Source organism: Paenibacillus sanguinis 2301083 = DSM 16941 (assembly GCF_000374825.1).
In the GTDB taxonomy this organism is placed as follows: domain Bacteria; phylum Bacillota; class Bacilli; order Paenibacillales; family Paenibacillaceae; genus Fontibacillus; species Fontibacillus sanguinis.
Genome location: NZ_KB895380.1, coordinates 179,930 through 200,113, shown reverse-complemented (window position 1 = coordinate 200,113; position 20,184 = coordinate 179,930). Strand labels below are relative to the sequence as shown.

The window sequence follows — 20,184 nt, the reverse complement described above, 5'->3', positions numbered from 1 at the left end:
CAATTGATGCTTTAATCCTAGCCTATAGAATTCGCTGCTCAAATACAACGATCAAAGGTCCTGGGTAGCAGGTCAGCACGGAGTATATTTGGTGAACACGATTTGCAATTATGACCAGGATATCATTCCATTCCTTAAATCGCCGCCGGGTACGGCCTATATCCGCAATGAAGACGATGTGCTGGTGCTGGATACCGAGTGGGATGGACTCGAGGATTAACCAGAGCCGAGAAGTCCTTTTCCGTATGAATGGGATAGCGAAGTAAAGTGTCAAAGTCATATTGACTTTATATAATGAAGTGGATACTATGATCTGGTTGCGGGGTACTCGTAACTTCCGTGAGGAGTGGCTTGGCTCAGGGCCGTAATGGCTTGCAAAGAGTTCAGGTGCTTGCCAATCCTGGCGGGGAGACTTGCTTAGAGAGGATCATGATCATGGTGAAAAAGAGATTAGCGGATATCGCAACGATTATATTGGGGGCCTTCCTGTTCGCGCTGGCTGTCAATCTATTCATCATCCCGAATGAATTCGGAGAGGGTGGCGTGACCGGGGTCACGATTATTCTGTATTACTTATTCCAGTGGTCACCATCCATTGTCAACATCGTGCTTAATGGACTGCTGCTTATCGTTGGATATAAATTTCTGGATCGGCAAACCACGCTGTATACCATTATTGCCGTTGCCTTCAACTCATTATTTCTGCATGTAACAGAAGGATGGACAATCAACTCGCAGGAGCCCACGATTAACGCCGTATTTGCTGGCGTAATAATCGGGGTCGGCATCGGCTTGATCGTACGTGTCGGGGGAACAACGGCGGGAACCGTCATCCTCGCGAGAATTACGAATAAATACCTTGACTGGAATATTAGCTATGGGCTGTTGTTCTTCGATCTGATTGTTGCTTTCTCGTCTTACTTCATTATTGGGGCAGAGAAGCTGATGCTGACGATTGTTTGCTTGTACGTCGGCACCAAGGTCATGGATTTTATGATTGAGGGGCTGAATCCCAAGAAGGCAGTCATGATTATTTCCGAGAAGCAGGACCGTATCGCTGAGATGGTCATTACACAGATGGATCGCGGTGTAACGGTTCTGTCAGGTCATGGTTATTACACGAAGAAGCAGAAGGAAGTCCTCTATATTGTGATTAGCAAGCAAGAGGTGTCTACATTGAAAAGGATTGTTAGGTCAATTGACACCGCAGCGTTCCTTACCATCCATGATGTGCGCGACGTCTTTGGCGAAGGATTTTTGGACATTTCTAAATAGATTGAAGAATAACCGGCTCAATCTAAAAATAAGCTAAAAATTAGCGGTTAACCATTAGCAAGCAAGACCTGCGAGGCGCATTGAATTGCAAGTATGCCAAAACTAGCTAAAAACCGCCGGTGGCCAGGCTCTTATCGAGTTCCCAAGCTCTTACCACTAGTTACCGGGTTTTATTCGGGGACTTTCCTCTCCTATTATCAGGAAAAACTCCCACTAAATCGCCCATATCCGCCAAAACCGGAGGTTTATAGGGATTTCCTCATGTTAATTTTTGTGAAATGGTCAATTTTTGGGAGAAAGCATAAAATTAACATCAGGATTTCCAGCTATATATAATAATTGATGAAATACAGGCGAATTAGCAGGAAGATTTCAGACTGTTGAGAAAGGGCGTAACGTACCATTTATACGGAGAAGAACCCTTATAAGCTAAAGGGCTTTTCTATCCGAGATGTACGGAAAACCAACTTTCTCAACAATCTGAAGATTTCATGCTAAAGGGCGATAGAGGTTTGGAGTTGCTCACGTCCCTCTGCTTCCACAGCCGTTTCTCCGTAAACGTGTAGCTCCGCTACTCATTCCCTAGCTTCATCAGAGCTTAAGCGTTTAAAAACGCACATCGAAAGCATAAGCTTTGGCCCTGCAACCCCAACCTTTTGAACCCAAACTTTAAGTAAAAATATGAAAATTGTATGTACGAAAGCAGGCTTTTCTGTAAATACTTAGATGAAGAGTTGATGAAATATGTTGATAACGATAATCATTGGTATAATATAATGATTATAAACAAAAAACCAAATGTTCCGAAAGGAGAGTTTATTTTATGTCTTTGATTGGAAAAGAAGTATTGCCGTTTAACGCATCTGCCTATCACAATGGGAAGTTCATCGAGGTATCCGAGGAGAACTTTAAGGGGAAATGGAGCGTCGTGTGCTTCTACCCTGCCGACTTCACCTTTGTATGCCCTACTGAACTGGAGGATCTCCAGGATCAATACGCAACGCTGCAAGAACTTGGTGTTGAAGTATATTCGGTATCCACTGATTCTCACTATGTTCATAAAGCATGGCATGATAGCTCTGAAGCTATTGGCAAAGTAACTTACATTATGATTGGTGACCCATCCCACGTCATCTCCCGCAACTTCGACGTACTGATTGAAGAAGACGGCATGGCTGACCGCGGTACATTCATCATTGACCCGAACGGTGTGATTCAAGCGATCGAAATTACGGCTGGCGGCATCGGCCGCGATGCCAGTACATTGGTCGACAAGATCAAGGCTGCTCAATATGTTCATAATCATCCAGGGGAAGTATGCCCGGCAAAATGGAAAGAGGGCGGCGAAACGCTGAAGCCAAGCCTTGACCTAGTTGGCAAAATTTAAGGAGAGTTTACTATGAAACTGGACGCGGATATCAAACAACAACTGGAGCAATACCTTCAGCTTCTGGAAGGCGACATTCTGTTGAAGGTCAGTGCAGGAAGCGATTCGGTATCCCAGGATATGTTAGACCTGGTTCATGAACTGGCCGATATGTCGGGGAAGATCACGGTTGAGACCGCCTCCTTGCCCAGAACTCCAAGCTTTAGCGTAAACCGTAAAGGCGAGGATACGGGGATTACCTTTGCCGGCGTTCCATTGGGACACGAATTTACTTCGTTGGTTCTGGCCTTGCTTCAGGTTAGTGGAAGACCACCCAAAGTGGAGCAGGATGTCATCGATCAGATCAAGGGCATTCAAGGCGAATACCGCTTTGAGACCTATGTAAGTCTAACGTGTCATAACTGCCCGGATGTCGTTCAGGCTCTGAACCTGATGAGTGTGCTGAACCCTGGCATTTCCCATACGATGATTGATGGTGCAGCTTTCAAGGAAGAAGTCGAGAGCAAAGAAATTCTGGCCGTGCCTACGGTTTATCTGAATGGGGAACTGTTCGGCAATGGACGGATGACCATCGAGGATATCCTGGGCAAGCTGGGAACCTCCGATGCTTCCGCATTTGAGAATAAAGAGCCGTATGATGTGCTGGTGGTCGGCGGCGGTCCGGCTGGAGCGAGTGCGGCGATCTACGCAGCGCGCAAAGGCATCCGTACAGGGATCGTTGCTGAACGCTTTGGCGGTCAAGTGAATGATACGCTGGGCATTGAAAACTTCATTAGCGTGAAATATACAGAAGGACCCAAGCTGGCGGCGAGCCTGGAAGAGCATGCCAAGGAATACAACATCGACATCATGAAGGGCCAACTTGCCAAACGTCTGGAGAAGAAGGAACTCGTTGAGCTTGAGCTGGAGAATGGCGCGGTGCTAAAGAGCAAGACAGTCATTATCTCAACGGGAGCCCGGTGGCGCAACATTGGCGTTCCTGGCGAAGCGGAGTTCAAGAACAAGGGTGTGGCCTATTGCCCGCATTGTGATGGACCTTTATTCGCTGGCAAGCATGTAGCGGTCGTGGGCGGAGGGAACTCCGGTATCGAGGCTGCTATCGATTTGGCAGGTGTGGCTTCGCATGTGACCGTCCTGGAATTTATGCCAGAGCTGAAGGCAGATTCTGTCCTGCAGGACCGTCTGAATAGCCTGTCCAATACCACGGTTATCAAGAATGCTCAGGTTAAGGAAATCACCGGCACCAGCAAGGTGGATGGATTGACCTATCTGGAGCGCGAGAGTGGCCAGGAGAAGCATATCGAGCTTGAAGGGGTATTTGTACAGATTGGTCTTGTGCCCAATACGGATTGGCTGGATGGTGTGCTTGAACGTACGAAGATGGGTGAAATCATCGTAGACAACCACGGGGCAACCACGATCCCTGGCGTATTTGCTGCAGGCGACTGCACCAACTCGCCATACAAGCAGATCATTATTTCCATGGGATCTGGAGCAACGGCAGCCTTGGGCGCGTTCGATTATATGATTCGCAACCAGTAAGCCAAGAGCAGAGCTTCAAGTTCAGTCATAACGATATAGCAAGAGGAACGGCGGTGTGGGGAGCATATCATCCCCGGCACCGCCGTTTTTTTAAGATTATAGAGTTTATAAGTGTTCAGCGGAGCTGAACAATTCTATAATCGCAAGAAAAACTACCGCTTAACGTGGTCTGGCTTTAAAGATAGTACATCAATAGATGTTTTTCTTATAAGCCCGAACACATGCTTTTACGACTCATCATTCGCAGGATCGGGCTTGCCAGTCAAGGTCAGAATTCCGTAAATCGAAGTATCCTGATACCCATTGCCTGTCGTGTCATTCCAGGTGGCGATACTTTGGCGCATGCCATTCTTGGCATCATTGATTTGTGCATCAAATCCAATGATCACTCCGTTGGCCGGGGAGATTGATCTGAACGGAATCCTGGCTTCGATCGTGTAATTAGTGCCCGATACCGTGACAGATGAGACAAAGCCTTCTCCAACGCTCTCCGGATTAAAGGAGGTTTCGTTGACGAAGTTAATCCGGTATTGTCCATCGTCGGCTTGATAAAATGGTGTTTTGGCGTTATTTTCGTCCAGGAAAATTTCGGCGGAGTCCTGCTCCCAAGGGTTGGCATTGGTCTTGTCTAGCTGTGCGTCGTTCACCTGGATCAGCACGTACAGGTAATGGTCATCCCATAGGACTTTGGCCGTACCGCTTGCTCCTTCCCAGGCCAGTTGATAACGGTCGATGGGGATGACCGGTGCTTCATTCCATATGGCATCCACGACTCCGTCGATTATGGGGGTGCCGTAGCTGGCCGTTGACTGCCGCGCCTCCGGCAACTCCGGCTGATGCTCATCGATGAATTTGTCCGGATCGATAACGCCATAGTAAGCCGGTTTGGCTTGCAGGTTCTTATCGAACAGCAGCGGATTGGAGGAGGCCCGCCAGCTTGTGGCATCGTCCAGCCCCCAGAAAGTAACGCGGCTGATCTGATTGGCATGCTCCCGGAAGATCTTCATCAGTTGAGCATACAAGAGGCCTTGAGCATTCGCCAGAGATTCGGGCAACTCGTAGTTGCTGCCTGCCTGAATATCCAGTTCGGTGATGCTGACCTCTACGCCCAGGGAGATGAACTGCTCCAGAGACAATCTGACATTTTGCGGATTCGTATTCACATTGTAGTGTCCTTGCATGCCTATTCCGTCGATCAGGAGCCTTCCGGGATGCGTCAGCGCATAGCGGTCATTTAGCTCCTTCACCATGCTGTAAATGGCTTCAGCTTTGTTCCGGTTGTCCTCGTTATAGTCGTTGTAATACAGCTTAATGTCCCACTCGGGGTGCGCATCCAGCACCTCCCGGGCGGCGAGGAACGCTTGCTCCACGTAGTCCGGGCCGATGGCCTGAAACCATGGCGATGTGCGGAGCGCTCCCTCCCAATCGGTTGGGTTAGACGGGTTATCGTTCATGGCTTCGTTGACCACATCCCAGGAGATCACGTTATCGCCAAAATGCTCCATGACGGTCTGGATATGGGTTCGCAGATTAAGGAGTGCCTCCGTACGCCCCAGGGGGACGGTTTGACCTTGCGCATTGGTCGTTGTATTCATCCAGGCAGGGGATTGCTGATGCCATACGAGCACATGTCCATGCATATTCATCCCGGCGCCCCTTACCTTGTTGATCATGGCGTCGGCCTCGGTGAACGTAAAGTTGCCCTGGGTCCGTTGCAGGGCATCCGGTTTCATGGCGTTGCCTGCGGTGGCCGTGTTGTGGTGCATGCTCAACAGTTCAAGCCGGACCCCCTCCAGATCCTCTGCTGAAATTGCGCTTCCGATCAGAAAGTCATTTTCGTAAGCCTTCTTGAGCGGCAGCAAATCCTTCTCGATGCCAATCGGCCCGGCGCCTGTGCTGGCAAAGCGGATGTCATCGAGATAGAAAGAAGCGTTGGCGTTGTTTGAGCTTTCGGCATATATCGTCAAAAATTCCCCTCCTACGCTGTTGTAGCGGTATGTCCCTTCATATAGCACCCAGCCATCGTCAGCCTGGATAGTTTTGGCTGCCAAGGCTACGTAATTGGCCGAGTCGCCGTTTCCGATTTGGGTGGATAGTTGAATTTGCGAGCTTTCCGGCTCGATCAGCTTAATCCAGGCGGAGATTTTATATTCTTCGCCCAGGTTCACATATTGTTCTACCCGCAGCGCAGGCCCGTGCCAGGTACTGGTCCGTCCCTCCACCTTCAAGGCCCTGGAGCCCCCCGGAGTGTGATTGTCCTCCGTGGTGACGGTCAATGTCTCAGACCCGGCTCTGCCCGTAAAGCCGCCGGTGGTACCGTCTTCAAAGGTAATGGCCTCGAACGGTAGAGCAGGCTTCCTGGGGGGTTCTTCTCCACCTGAGCCAGTCTCCGCGGTAATCAGGATGTCCCCGATATAGAAGGGTACCCCGGCACCATCATCATTGGATTGAATCCGCAGCGCGATATCTTTACCGGTGTCTACCGTGAATTCCTTGGTCAATGTCAGAGGGCTGCCAGCAAGGAAGGATTTGCCATCCAGCCAACCGTAGCTGTTGACGGTTTGTAGATAGACCTGTGCCCCGTCCGGCACACTGACTACCGCGTCTACGTAGACGGATACGGTTACTGTATAGGTGCTGCCATGTTCCAGCCCGATGTCAGCAAATCGGAAGTCAGCACCATCCCAGTTGTTGGTTCGCCCGTCAACATACAGAGCGGCTCCATCTTCGTTGCCTGTGTAGAACTTGCCCGTGACTGCGCTCAAGGATGCTCCACCGGACTGAACGGCAGCGCCTTTTCCACTCGTGAAATCTTCATGATACACCGTTGTCTTGTCACTTGGGGTCAGGTCCGTCCCGGCCTGAGCCGCCGTCGCCAGCCATCCTGATGGAATTAGCAAAGCTGCGGCGAGTAATAGCGAGACGGCATGCTTCATGCTTTTCAACATTCTCACTTCCCCTCAGGTATTTGGTCAAATTTTATAAAACGCTTACATTTTATTGAAGCATCCCTCCTTTATATCCAGATGATACCATTTTAATGATGGGCAGACTTTCTACAAATTAAAGGTGAACCCGTGTTTTTCTTAGGTGATAAAGGAGCTTTTCAAGGTTGATGCCCCAATAAGAGAAGAAGCCATCTTACCCACCTTAAAAGTGGGGAGGCTTCTTCACGAATGTGAGTAGGAGTTCACCAGACTGTTAAAACCATAGCTCTTCACTAGCGGACAAAGAATGAATTTGTATTTGAGTGCTTTGAGCTGCTACGTCCTGAAGCAATTGCTGCCGCAGTTGATCTGTTTCTTCCTTGGCCGCATGGACCAGTACGTTGTGCCGCGCGGGAATCGTTGATATCATCCGGCGTACATCCTCGTAGCCTTGATGGACCTTGTATCTGCGCTTCTGTACATCACAGTCTCCGTATTTCGAGGGTTCTTGCAGCAGTTGCTCAGCGAAGGTTCCTTTGGCTGCATGACCTGTCAGCAATACCAGATTGCGAGAATCATCGCGCAACTGATCATAATACCAACGAGCAAGCTGTGATTGCATCATGCCGTCGGTGGTGAACCATATGGAGGCATTCAGCGTTCTCAGCCAATAGCTGCGCTGGCCTTCATTTTCCGGGACCAGCAAGTCATTTCGATGTAGGAACGGCTCCAGTTGGTCCACTATTTCCTGACCGGTGCAATCGGCATGTTGACGCAGCCATTCGGGATAACGAAGCAGCCGCTCCATGCCGTCTAGCAGTCCCTGCTCAATGACAATGGGGCAGTCCCGGTAAGTCGTGTAAGCCCACAGGAGCATTTCTTGCCCCCGTCCTGTGGCTGGTACCGGCAGGAGAACTTTGCCTCCGCCTAGAATAGTGCTGCTGATAGCAGCCTCCAGTGTGTTCAGCTTGTCCTGCTGAGAGTCTCTGTCCGTGCTATAAGCGGCATCGATGATCGCCAGATCGGCATAACTGGCTGATGAACCTGGACTGTCATCCCCGAGCAGCATTGATTCAGCGGTATAGTCGCCTGAATAGAAGATGGTCTTTCCCTCGACCCGGAGCAACAACCATACGGATCCGGCCATATGCCCGCTCCGTCCCCACATCACTTGAACACCGGGAGCTGCTTCAAACCATGTCAATTTATCGGCCTCCTTGTCAAGGAAGCGGTAGCGGATGGAACGATAGTCTGCATCTGTATAGGGAAGAGCAGTGCCGCATTGCTTGGCAAATGCTCTCCAGCTTTCAAAATAACCCCCCACCTGGCTGGCAGTTTCCTGTGTCGTCCAGACTTCTCCCTCATAGCCCATGCCATATAAGAGCGGAATCGCTACCGAATGGTCCTCATGGGCATGGGAGAGAAATACGGCAGTCAGCCTGGGAACCAGCTCCGGTTCCATGAGTGGATATTCTCCCGTGCCTTCTCGTTTGACCCCACAATCCAGCAGCAGATGGATTTGGTTGCTGCTTAATACATAAGCGGAGCGGCCATGTTCACCAGCGCCGCCCCAAACCTTGAGCTTCATCATGATGCATTCCACTTTCTGTTTGTTTTAAGAGCTTCTACAATAAGCAGTAATATTACAGTCATGCCGACAGAGACGACGGCCATCGCCATACCAAGCGATACCTGCCCCTGCTCGAATTCGGCGAAAATGTAGGTAGCTGATGTTTGCATAGAAGGAGGGAGGATCAGCAAGGAACCAACCAGCTCTCGAACCGAGATGGTAAAGGTCATGATCCAGCCCGCCAGCATTCCCGGTATAATTAACGGCAGCAGGATTCTCCTGGCAATCAGCCAGGGGTTGCCCCCGAACACTTGAGCAGCTTGAAACAGCGTTCCGTCAATTTGGGTGAAATTCGACTTCACATATTGCACCGTATAAGGAAGGAAGAGCACCACATACGTGAGTACTACAATGCCATAGGTATTATAAAGCGTGACCGGCAGCCATGAGGAATTCCAGAATAGCACCAGGCCTACCACCATGACGATGCCAGGAACGGTGTTCGGCAAGAGGCTGAACAGATCAATGAATCGTTGTGTTCGCTGCTGCGACTCGCCGATAACTAAGGCCAGGCCACTGCCGAGAACGACGGCAATGGTTGATGCCGCAAGCGATAAGCCCAGACTGTTCCATAATGCCTTCAGGCTCACCGAGCCCCAGGACAATAGCTCCTTATAATGCTCCAGAGTCAGGTTATCCCAGGCCAGCCCTGCCCCGCGAAGCTTCATAAGAGAGGCGGCAATCACCGAAAAATAAGGGATACCCACCGAAAAAACCAGCAGCAGGAGGAGGTAAGTAATTGATGCTACGCTAGAAAGTCCCCGTAGAGAGTACCGCTTGCTGCGTTGCCCTTTGCCCCCTACGAGGCGATAGGTGAACCGCCGACTCATGATGGATTGCATATACCACATCACCAGACATACAGACATGAGTACAGAAGCCAGCGAGGTAGCTTTCCCAAAATCAATCGGCCAGCTGGATATATACTTATGAATTTCTGAGGTCATCACATAGTAGCCGATGCGTCGGCCAAACGTCGCAGGTGTTCCAAACTCGGCGATCGTCTTGACGAAGATCAGCATCGCCCCCATGCCATAAGAGGATAGCAGCAGCGGCAGCATGATCTTCCTGAAGCGGTAGCCGCTGCTGGCTCCATGAACGGCGCCAGCCTCCTCCAGATTGCCGCCGATTCGTACGATGGCATCGCGCAGCAGCAAATAAAGGAAAGGGAACAGATGCAGACACATAATCAGCACCATTCCCCCGAAGCTGAAGAAGGCATCGCTTACAGCAACACTTCCCGGCAACCATTGCTGAAGATAACCTCCCCTTTGCATAAACAAAATCCAGCCCATCGAGCCAATATAAGGAGGGGTCATAAAGGGAATCATCAACACGACATCAATCCAGCGATGTTGCCCGAGCCGTGTCTTGGACATGATCCAGGCAAGGGGGAGAGCGAGCAGGGTTGTCCCTGCCACTACACATATCCCAAGCCCGATCGTATGCATAAGCACACCGGATAGTTCATGTCCGGCAATCGTTCTGATCGGAGCTAACAAATCTAATCCCTGCTCTGTAGCTATGCTTTGCCAGAAGATCATCAATAGCGGTACTACAATGCCAATGATTAGAAGAAATAAAGCAAGTATGATTCCGATGCTGCGAAAAACCCCGGGACTGTCTTTGAAGCCAGGCCTCACTATGCTCACCTCACATTGCCTTCCCACACTTGTTGTTGCTTATTTGAATACCTCGGAGAACCGAGCCGCAGTCTCATCGCCATGATCGTTCATCCACTTCCAATCTACAGACAGCAGCGGAATGTCCTTGAGATTCGTACGTCCTTCAGCCTCAATGTCCTCACGACCAGGAAGGAGATGAGCCTGGGCAACCAGCTTCTGGGCATCATCAGACAGCAGGTAATCGATGAATGCCTTGGCGTTATCTACATTTTGGCTCGTATTTAGAATTGCTGCCGGTCTTGGGCTGACTACAGTTCCTTCTGCCGGATATACGATATCTACCGGCTCACCTTTTGCTTTTGCCGAATAAGTCATGTAGTCCACACCCGCAGCAACCACACTTTTTGCTCCGGTGATGACAGGGTCCAGGGCCTCTTGATTAGCTCCGGCCATGGCTGCCCCGTTGGCTTTATATTTTTCAAACAAGGACCATCCTTCTTCCCCGTGTACACTTAAATATCCAGTAATGAAGTCAAGCGCCGATCCTGACAATGTGGGGTCAGGGATGTTCACGACATCCTTCCACTCCGCCAGCTCCAGGTCGCTCCAGCTCTTAGGCGGGGTGGATACCAGATTCGTGTTGTATACAATACCAAGCGCCGAGGCACTGCTGCTGAAATAATGTCCTTCAGCATCCGACCACTCTTTGTTCAGCTTATCGCTATTCACGGCTTCCGGATACGGCATCGTCAGTCCTTCGGCTTTCATCGATTGCATCGAGGGCAGGGAAGCGAGGATGACGACATCCGCAACGGGATTGGCTTTCTCCGCTTCCAATCTGGCCAGAATTTTCCCTGTTGTCCCTTGGAACATCTCCACCTTGATTCCTGTCTTATCCTCAAAGCTGCTGATCAGATTATCCGCCAATTTCTTTGGGCCAGCGCTATACAGTACAAGCTTTCCGCCTAAGGTGTCAGCCTTTTCTTTGCCTGCTTCTGCATTTGTCTGCACGGCTTGTCCACTATTAGCAGATTCAACGGCTGAATTGCTGCTAGATACGTTGCCGCATCCAAACAGGCTGATACTCATGAGAGAAGCCAGCAGCAGCATGGTTCCCTTTTTACGCAAATTTGTTGTCATATTAAATCGCTCCTTTTTATTAGTTAGCCCAAGGCTATAAGCTCACGGCTGAGTTCTTGCTGTCCATTTATATTTGAAGCGGCACTACGGTCCTGGACCTGGCACAAGGACTCTGGGGACACATACAAGGTTACCTGTTCGCCAACGGGCAATCGGTTATGCGAGTAAGCTGTCCATTCCAGAAGTGCATTCACCTGGAGACGAATCTCATAGCGCTCACCGACATAGCTGATATGTCGGACGGTTGCCAAGTAACTCAGGTCATGGTCTGAGGTTCTATGCCACCGGGCCTGCTCCGGGCGGAACATGGTCTTGTCCGGCTCAATCCAGTTGGATTTCCCGATAAAGGACGCAACAAACGGGTGGCTCGGCGCTTGGTAGATGGACTCCGGAGTTCCCCGCTGCAGCACCTCCCCTTTACGCATCACGACAATGTGGTCGGACATCGACATCGCCTCGATCTGATCATGGGTGACATAAAGCGCTGTAAGGCCCATGTCTTTTACCAGGGACATCATTTCCACACGCATCTCCTCACGCAGCACGGCATCAAGGGCACTTAAAGGCTCATCAAACAACACCAGCGCAGGGCGAATAGCAACCGCTCTGGCAAAGGCTACTCGCTGCTGCTGACCACCGGACAACTGATGAGGATAACGATCCTCCATCCCTTGGAGCCGAACCATAGCCAGGGCTTCACGGACTTTTTCCTTGATGTTGTGATGAAGCTTGGCCGCTTTCAAGCCGAAGGCGACATTCTCGAATACCGTCATATGGGGCCATAATGCAAAATCCTGAAACACCATGCCGAACTTGCGCTTATGCGCAGGTACATCAATGCGCCTGCTTGCCGAGTAGATACATGTTCCCGCTGAGTAAATCTCCCCGCCGTCGGGCTGTTCAAGCCCGGCAATCATGCGCAGGAGGGTGGTTTTGCCGCAGCCGGATGGACCCAGCAATGTCGTAAACTCGCCCTGCCGCAGTGTCAAATCTGTAGGCTGAAGTGCGGGCGTGCCTGCAAATGATTTATGGATCCCATTGATTTCGATCTCCATACTGATCCCTGCCTATCCTTATTTAACTTTTTTTAGTGTAATGGTTGGGTTCTAGCTAAGTATTAGACTTATGTAAATGAGGAATTAACTTTTTATTTGAATTCTGTTGATGTTCATAGAGTAAATCTATAGTGAGCCCTATATAAAGGATAGATAGAGGAGAGTAATGAAATGAACCTGATGAAATTGCGAATTGTTGAGCTGATTGACCGACATCATAATATGACCAGCGTGGCTGAGACATTGGGCATTAAGCAGCCGACGGTGACATTTCATATGAAGTCTCTGGAGAAGGAGATGGGGGTCAAGCTGTTTGAAGCACGTAACGGGAAGACCTTTCTTACGGAAGCCGGACAAGCTTTGCTGCATTATGCAGTCAAAATGAATGCTCTGGCCAAAGAGTCCAAGCGTGTGGTGAGAGAATATGACAATCTGTATCGCGGTACGCTGTATATTGGGGCAAGCTATGTTCCGGCAACCTACTTGCTCCCACGTATTCTGAACGCCTTCTCCCAGGAGTTTCCCGGTATTCGGATCTCGCTGTCGGTCAAGCCTTCACTTGTTATCCGGAATATGCTTGCCCGTCACCAGATCGACCTTGGAGTTGTTTCATCGGAGTCATTCACCGACAAGAACTTGCTGGCCGAGTCACTGTGTTCTGATGACTTGGTGCTCGTATGTGGACTGAATCACCCGCTAGCCAAAGGAGAGGCGCTAGAGCCTGAGCAGATTGCTCGTACACCATTCGCGCTGCATGGAACGGAATCGAGCACACGACAGTTGACCAACCAGTGGGTGGAGCAACATGGGCTGCAGCTACGCAGCACGGTCGAAATGGATTCCTTGGAGGCTATCAAGCAGTTGGTCCTGTTGGGGCATCATGTTTCTTTTCTGTCCCGTATGGCAGTATACAGGGAAGAGGAGCAGGGGTGGCTGCGGGTTCTTCCGATTCCGGGCCATCAGACCTCACGGTATATTTATAGTGTGCATAACGTGGACCGCTTGCCATCGGTCCAGGTCAACCGCTTTTGTGAAGTGTTAAGAGAGGCTGGTGCTCAGGCAGAGCTGGGGCAGAGAGAAGTGAAACAACAATAATTAGAGGTTGACCATCATAAAATCTATGGAAATTTGATGCATATTTCCCTTTCTTTTAACAGCATGCTTGTACTTCTCCTTTAGAGTGGATTTGTATTCAATACATCTTAAGGAGTGATGAATCGTGAAAGCCTGGAAACGCATCATATTGGCCGCTGTTGTTGGACTCACGACATGGGGAAGCCTGTTTTCCGGTGCTGTACTGGAGCCTGTGTCAGCAGCACCCAATGCTGTCCCGTCGTACGAGGTGAAGTTTATTGCCAGCCCTGAAGCTGTATTGACCTCGGAGGGACAAGTGCAAGAGAACGTCAGGGAGCAGTTCAATCTCCCCTCAACACCTGAGTTGATTGGCGTAGCTTATTATGACACAAACGATCTTGCTCTAAATGAGGAGGGTTGGAGTGTGCGCTTTCGCAAGAAGGAAGATAAGAGCAACTACGAGTTGACTTACAAGAAACGTTACCCCATCTTGAATGGAGATGTTGATGCTGCGTTGACTTTGGCTAATCAGGAAGGCTTTGACGCGTCTGATGATAATTACGAAGCGGAAGTTGATTGGGGTTATAGCAAGCAGACCTTGAGCTTCTCGAACACGAAGAAGGAAAAGACGAAGGCAAAGGGGCCTGAGCTTCCTGCTGACAAGAAGATGTTGGCTCTTCTGCTGGACGAGCTTCCAGGCAAGCTAAATAAGTGGTCTGCTCCAGATTGGGGTGAGCAGATATTGTCTCAATTGCGCGCCCATGGCCCACTGGTCTTTGAGCGTTATCGCGGAGAATGGGAAGGTCAGGAGCTCACTTTGGAAGTATGGCCGATTCGGAATAGTGCAGGTACAGGGGTCGAACATCTGGTAGAGCTCTCTTTCAAGACGGATGATTATGACGTTGCGGCAGAGCTGCGTCCTGAATTCAAGAACGTGCTGGAATTCAGCGGCTGGCTGCTTCCTGCAGACAGCTTGAAGACACAACTGATTTTGCAAAGGTATTAAGTGTGTATCCCCATTCAGCAGACAGGGGGGCCTCTAAACTGGTGCTGTATGGGGATTTTTAGTGAAACGAAGTAACCTGTAGAAAAAGCGGGGAAATATATAAATAATAGGTCTTTAATCCTATCAAAAACCATTTACATAGTAGATAATAGGAATAACGGATGATATAATGGAGACTAAGGAACTATATTAATTTCTATATATATGCTTTTTAAGATAATTAAACCTTAAATACATATAACTACCACTATAATAAATAAAAATGTAATATACAATTAGAGCTAGATTGAGTCTAAAGAGCTTGGGGTTGTGAGGTAGATTGAAAACCATGCTTAAGAAGGCGGCAAAAAGGAAAGGGTTGTGGCTGTTGTTCCTGATCATCATTATTGTTGCGGTGATGTTTGAGGGAAGGAGGTCTTATTTTGCTTTGCAAGCATCGCCCACAGAGCAGTTTATCAAGCGGCATATGATGAATGCCAACGGAACATTGGCCACGTTTCTTCAGGAAGGCGTCTCCGATACGCCGGAAATTCCGGCAGGCAGGGAGGCGTTGTCGGAGTCCCTTGGACTGTGGATGCAGTATGCGGTTTTAAAAGACGATAAGGCGCTGTTTGAATCAGGCTATGAGACTTTGAAGCAGTGGTTTGTTGCACCGGAGGGATATATAGCCTGGAAGCTGACAGAGGATGGGCAATCTATGGTGCACACCAATGCGCTGGTTGATGATTTTCGGATTATCGAGGCGCTGTACGAGGCTACATACAAATGGAATAGAGAAGCCTATGGTACACTGGCTGATCAATTGTCGAGCACGGTCACGGACTTTTTGCTGCGGGAAGGGACCTTCGTCGATTACTATGACTTTTCTCTGCAGGATTCAGGCAGCAACATCAGTCTATCCTACCTGAATATGCCTGCCATGGCGCATATGGTTTATAGTGGAGAACTGGCGCAGTCTGTCTATCAGCGCCATAAGGCGTTGCTTAAGGATATGCCCAATGATGGACGCTTCTACCCCAAAAGCTATGATCCTGTCGCAAATCGTTATACTTATGATGATACCATTAATCTGATTGACCAGCTGCTGGTTGCCTTGAATGTTGTGGATAATGGAGGGGACCCTGCGCCGCTGTTCACATTTATTCAAACCGAATTTACACAGCGACAGCAGATTATGGGGCGTTATAGCCGGGCAGGGCAGCCGGTTGCGCCTTATGAATCGCCTGCTGTATATGGCCTGTCCATCCTGTTGGCGCTGCGTCTGAATGATGTGGAATTTGCCAGCCAGCTATATGATCGGATGCTCAAATTCCGAGGTCAGGATCACACATATCCCGGAGGATATGTGTTTGACCGGAATACCCATCTGTTTGACAACCTTTATCCGCTGATTGCCGAGCAGCAGTTATTAGAACAAACCAGGGGCAAGCAGAGTTGGTGGGACAAAATATGGAGGTGATTCAATGCTTGCAAGACAGAGTGCGGGCCCTGCTGATCAAACGCCCCTGCACAGGCTGGTTTGGGGGTACGCTTTACTGATCGCGATAGCTTTGCTGCAGGAACAGCTTGTGTTCTGGCACATTTATACAACCCAAGCTTTTACCGTACAGGATTTGTTGCTTAACGCTGCTGCACTTTTAGCGTTGCTCGCTGGGTTGCTCTTGCCAGTCGGAATCTCGATTGTGGGTGTATTTGTGTTTTTTGTTGGTTACCTGGTGTGGCTGGCTACCTATGCTCCACCGCAGGTGATCACGATCTCCTGGCTGTTGCTTATTCCGGCGAACATACTGGTTGCAACCTTGATTAAGACGTATTTAATTCGCAGCGGGCGTTATTTGGAGCGGATCAGAGAGCTGGAACGGAAGATTCCAAGGACAGACCCGTATACCTCGCTGGGCAACAAGGATGCGTTGGCTGATGCCATCATTAATCAATCGAACCTGGCCCGCAGGAACCCGGAGCAATACAACTTTAGCCTGGCCCTGTTTAAAATTGATTTCTTGCCGTTGGTGCAGGAATCTCTGGGTTCGCAGCGGTATACAGCATTGCTGCAGGAGTTGTCAGATACGATTCAGAAGCAGATTCGCCACGAGGATTCCAAATTTTTCGTCGATCATGCCCGGTTTGTCATTATATGCCCAATGACTCGCGCTGAATTTCTGGAGCCTCTTACTGAGCGCATCAAGCAAGCCATGATGGCTGTTCCGTTTGCAGATTTGAAGGGGAGACCGCTGAAGCTGGTAATTCGCACGGGCGCCCTTGTGTTCCAGCCTGATCAATTTGAGAAGTACGCCAATGTGGACAGCATTATTGCTGCACTGGAAAGAAATGCTGAGACCGATTTGATCGGTGAATATATATAGGAGAGGAGCACGGCAAGTTGGGGAGCTATTTGAGCTGGTTCATTCCGTTATGTATTGTTATCAGTGTATTTTTTTCGCTTGCCATTATAGGGCTGACCATAGCCACGCTGGTATTTCGCGCTCAGGTCAATCGCAGCTATGATCGGGGGAAGCCAAGTGTCTGATGTCATCCTGCTGGTTACGATTATTAGTATCTGGGTGGCTGTGCTGGAGTCGCTGATCATCATGTTTGGGGCAATCCGTTTCCTGAGCAAGCAGAATCGCAACCGGTTTGTCATCCCGGAGACGATGGAGCATTACCCTAGTGTTACCGTGCTTGTACCTGCTCATAATGAGGAAATCGTAGTTGTGTCTACCGTAGAGCATATCCTGCGCCTTAATTATCCGGAGGACAAGGTTCAGATTATTGTGATTGCGGATAATTGTACGGACCAAACCGCAGAAAAGTTATATGATTTGAAGAATCGTGCGAGTTACAGACACCGCGACTTCACCATTATGGAACGATCAGGAACCGGAGGGAAATCGGGGGCGCTGAATGATGGCCTGAAGCTGACTAAGGGAGAATGGATTTGTGTGTATGATGCCGATGCGGCTCCGGAACGCAATGCACTGATGTTCCTGGTGCAGAAAGCGCTGGAGAAGCCGGATCTTTACGGTGCGGTGTTTGGCCGCAACAAAGCCCGCAACCGGGGACAGAACTTTCTGTCCAAAGCGATTAATCAGGAGCTTGTTACTGTCCAGCGTGTGCATCATACCGGGCTATGGGAGTTATTCCAAATTGGGACGATTCCGGGAACCAACTTCATTATCCAGACCAGCCTGATTCGGGATATTGGCGGCTGGGATGAGAATGCGATCACGGAGGATACCGCCGTATCCTTTGAAATTATGAAGAAGGGCAAGCTGATTGCGTTGGCTCCGCAAGCTGAGGCCTATCAGCAGGAGCCGGAGAAGCTAAGCGTTTATACCAAACAGCGCAGCCGGTGGTCCAAAGGAAATTTTCATGTCGTTATGCATAATTTCCATCACTTGTTTGATCGTACAAGCTGGCGGATTAAGCTGCATGTGCTCTATTACGCTGCCAGCTACTTCTGGTTTATGCTGGCGATTTTAATCTCGGACATTATTTTTCTCACCAATATTGTTTATCAGATTGTCCATTTATTTGCGCCAAACATCAATTCACCTTTTCAATTCTCCGGGGATGTCTATGTGTACCTGGTGATCGCCTGGGCGTTGATGTATTTCATTTATGTGCTGCAGATCAATCTGGCGCTTGCTTCGGATATCGGCCAGAGCAATACCGAGAATTTTGTCATTTCTTGTGTTTCTTATTTCACGTACGCCCAGTTGTTCCTGATTATTTCGGTCAAAGCCTTTATTTCGATTATCGGAGACAAGCTGGCCGGACGGCAGAGCAACCAGTGGTACAAAACGCAGCGGTTTGGTTGAGGTTGCGAAGGCGTTTATGAAGTGAATATAGTAATCTTGTCTTAAGACTAGTGTTGCGGTCCTGCTTGGGGGCGGCTTTGCATTGGTCTTATTTTTTTGTCCAGGGCTGGGAAATGATACTCTCCCGTTATTCCCTGGCATAATCTCCGCAAAATACGTCACTTTATATAACATTAATTGTTAACTTACTGATGATTTTATTCTATTTTTAATTACAATAGCACTTTTAGGGGGTGAAAAGAACAATTTATACATAGAATTCACGTAAAAATAGCTGACATAAATATTTACAAGGTAAAAGTTGTCTAGTATATTAATTAATAATTAAATGATGATTATTAATTTAGCTGATTTCAACAATGATTATGGAGTTAATTTTAGATTATACAGGGTTTTTTATATGAGTTAGTAAACTTAATTTATTAATTAGTCGCCATTTTGGTTTAGTAAAGGAGGTCATCGGTCATGTTTGAAGGTGAAGGCTACGATCAGACCATGATGCGCAGACATCATTCCCTGTTGCTGTTTAATTTAATTCGGGATGCGCAGCAAATCTCACGGGTAGACCTTTCTAAAATAACGCAAATGAGCAGTACGAGTATTGGCAAAATTGTGAAGGATTTGATCGATCGGGGGCTGGTCATTGAGACCGGGCAATCCTCTGGAAAGGTGGGGCGCAAGCCAACTCTGCTGCAAATTAATCCGGAGGGGGCTTACGTCATCGGTGTTGACGTCGATCTGGAGCGGCTTGCCTTAGGCGTTGTTGATCTGAACGGAAAGATTGTCAGTAAATTAGAGAAGCCGATCAATCTCAAGCAAAATCCCGAATTTGTAGTCGACGATATTGTTCAATCCATTAATGAATTATCGGACCAATTTCATGCCGAAGCAAAGAATATTATTGGCGTTGGGATTTGCATACCGGGGTTAGTCTCCTGGCCGGATGGAAATATTGCGATGATTCCGCAGTTTCAATGGAAGGATATTAAACTTAGAGAACTGCTGGAAAGCAAGCTTAATCATACGGTTTATGTCGATAACAATGTGAAGACGGGTTTGCTTGCTGAGTATCTATTCGGAAGCGTGAAGGGTATGAAGCATATTGTCAGCATTCATATCGGCAGCGGGTTGGGCAGCGCGGTGATAGAGAACGGCGATATTCTGCGTGGAGTCAGCAATGCTTTGGGGGAAATTGGACATACCATTATGGACCCGAAGGGACAATTATGTGATTGCGGGCGATTTGGATGCTTGCAGACCTTTATCTGCTCAACGGCATTGGAGAAGCAAGCGGGCAAATCAATCGCGGATATTATCGCTGCGGCCAACAATCAGGACCCAACGGCGCTAAAGCTGTTGGAGAGAGCGGGAGAGTACCTGGCTATTGCCGTATCCAATGTAATCAGCATGTACAATCCCGAGAGCATTCTGTTGGTAGGTTCGATGATGGAGCATTACCCTGAACTGTTTCAAATCGTAAAACGCTATCTGGCCCAATACTCGTGGGAGCCGTTAAATCAATCCTGTGATCTTCGGTTGGCCAAATTTGGCAGTGAGAGCGGAATTATCGGCGGTACGGCACTGGTGCTTAACGAAAAGCTCAAGCTGCCGTTGAAAAAAAACAACGCTTTAGAGGAGCACAACCTGACTACGCTGGAGTTCTAAGTTTAGCCCCGAGATGGGGGCGGTTGCCTAGATGTTTCGT

16 protein-coding genes are annotated in these 20,184 nt (G+C 49.0%); 11 read left to right on the top strand and 5 right to left on the bottom strand.

Translation table 11 applies throughout. The features are described 5' to 3' along the window. Nucleotides 1-34 precede the first annotated feature (34 nt). The 4 genes from C557_RS24455 to ahpF all read left to right on the top strand — a co-directional run bounded on the left by C557_RS24455 (nt 35) and on the right by ahpF (nt 4,204). Nucleotides 35-220: an immunity protein Imm33 domain-containing protein gene (locus C557_RS24455; RefSeq protein ID WP_083930112.1), complete on the top strand. Its 186-nt coding sequence runs from the start codon at nt 35-37 to the stop codon at nt 218-220. Nucleotides 221-438: 218 nt separating this feature from the next. Continuing rightward, nucleotides 439-1,275 (top strand): YitT family protein, encoded by an 837-nt coding sequence (locus C557_RS0110240; RefSeq protein WP_026263404.1) that lies wholly within the window; start codon nt 439-441, stop codon nt 1,273-1,275. A gap of 823 nt (nt 1,276-2,098) precedes the next feature. Next, nucleotides 2,099-2,662, top strand: a complete 564-nt coding sequence (ahpC, locus tag C557_RS0110235; RefSeq protein ID WP_018751773.1) for an alkyl hydroperoxide reductase subunit C — start codon at nt 2,099-2,101, stop codon at nt 2,660-2,662. Nucleotides 2,663-2,674: 12 nt separating this feature from the next. Next, nucleotides 2,675-4,204 (top strand): alkyl hydroperoxide reductase subunit F, encoded by a 1,530-nt coding sequence (gene ahpF / locus C557_RS0110230; protein WP_018751772.1) that lies wholly within the window; start codon nt 2,675-2,677, stop codon nt 4,202-4,204. A 227-nt stretch (nt 4,205-4,431) separates the two neighbouring features. Here the strand turns inward: ahpF and C557_RS0110225 are convergent, their stop codons facing one another. The 5 genes from C557_RS0110225 to C557_RS23330 all read right to left on the bottom strand — a co-directional run bounded on the left by C557_RS0110225 (nt 4,432) and on the right by C557_RS23330 (nt 12,581). Beyond that, entirely contained in the window at nt 4,432-7,152 is a 2,721-nt protein-coding gene (locus C557_RS0110225) for an endo-1,4-beta-xylanase (protein WP_018751771.1), read from the bottom strand. A gap of 253 nt (nt 7,153-7,405) precedes the next feature. Then, on the bottom strand, nt 7,406-8,722 hold the full coding sequence (locus tag C557_RS0110220) for an MBL fold metallo-hydrolase (RefSeq protein ID WP_018751770.1): 1,317 nt from the start codon (nt 8,720-8,722) through the stop codon (nt 7,406-7,408). Beyond that, nucleotides 8,719-10,404: an ABC transporter permease gene (locus C557_RS0110215; RefSeq protein WP_018751769.1), complete on the bottom strand. Its 1,686-nt coding sequence runs from the start codon at nt 10,402-10,404 to the stop codon at nt 8,719-8,721. The genes C557_RS0110220 and C557_RS0110215 overlap by 4 nt, the downstream gene beginning before the upstream one ends. Before the next feature lie 39 nt (nt 10,405-10,443). Further along, entirely contained in the window at nt 10,444-11,526 is a 1,083-nt protein-coding gene (locus C557_RS0110210; protein ID WP_018751768.1) for an ABC transporter substrate-binding protein, read from the bottom strand. Nucleotides 11,527-11,549: 23 nt separating this feature from the next. Continuing rightward, a complete protein-coding gene (locus tag C557_RS23330) occupies nt 11,550-12,581 on the bottom strand; it encodes an ABC transporter ATP-binding protein (RefSeq protein WP_018751767.1) in 1,032 nt (343 codons plus the stop codon). Between the two features lie 171 nt (nt 12,582-12,752). Here C557_RS23330 and C557_RS0110200 point away from each other — a divergent pair, with 171 nt between their 5' ends. The 7 genes from C557_RS0110200 (at nt 12,753) to C557_RS0110170 (ending at nt 20,144) form a co-directional block, all read left to right on the top strand. Beyond that, nucleotides 12,753-13,676 carry a LysR family transcriptional regulator gene (locus tag C557_RS0110200; protein WP_018751766.1) on the top strand — a complete coding sequence of 308 codons (924 nt, stop codon included), beginning with the start codon at nt 12,753-12,755 and terminating at the stop codon, nt 13,674-13,676. 124 nt (nt 13,677-13,800) lie between these two features. After that, nucleotides 13,801-14,661 (top strand): hypothetical protein, encoded by an 861-nt coding sequence (locus C557_RS0110195; protein WP_018751765.1) that lies wholly within the window; start codon nt 13,801-13,803, stop codon nt 14,659-14,661. Nucleotides 14,662-14,989: 328 nt separating this feature from the next. Next, nucleotides 14,990-16,120 (top strand): hypothetical protein, encoded by a 1,131-nt coding sequence (locus C557_RS23325; RefSeq protein WP_018751764.1) that lies wholly within the window; start codon nt 14,990-14,992, stop codon nt 16,118-16,120. A gap of 4 nt (nt 16,121-16,124) precedes the next feature. Then, nucleotides 16,125-17,024: a GGDEF domain-containing protein gene (locus tag C557_RS0110185; RefSeq protein WP_018751763.1), complete on the top strand. Its 900-nt coding sequence runs from the start codon at nt 16,125-16,127 to the stop codon at nt 17,022-17,024. Between the two features lie 17 nt (nt 17,025-17,041). Beyond that, nucleotides 17,042-17,188 (top strand): hypothetical protein, encoded by a 147-nt coding sequence (locus tag C557_RS25170; RefSeq protein ID WP_018751762.1) that lies wholly within the window; start codon nt 17,042-17,044, stop codon nt 17,186-17,188. Next, nucleotides 17,181-18,479, top strand: coding sequence for a glycosyltransferase family 2 protein (locus C557_RS0110175; RefSeq protein ID WP_018751761.1), 1,299 nt, complete (start codon nt 17,181-17,183; stop codon nt 18,477-18,479). The genes C557_RS25170 and C557_RS0110175 overlap by 8 nt, the downstream gene beginning before the upstream one ends. Nucleotides 18,480-18,944: 465 nt before the next feature. Continuing rightward, nucleotides 18,945-20,144 (top strand): ROK family transcriptional regulator, encoded by a 1,200-nt coding sequence (locus C557_RS0110170; RefSeq protein WP_018751760.1) that lies wholly within the window; start codon nt 18,945-18,947, stop codon nt 20,142-20,144. Nucleotides 20,145-20,184: the final 40 nt, after the last annotated feature.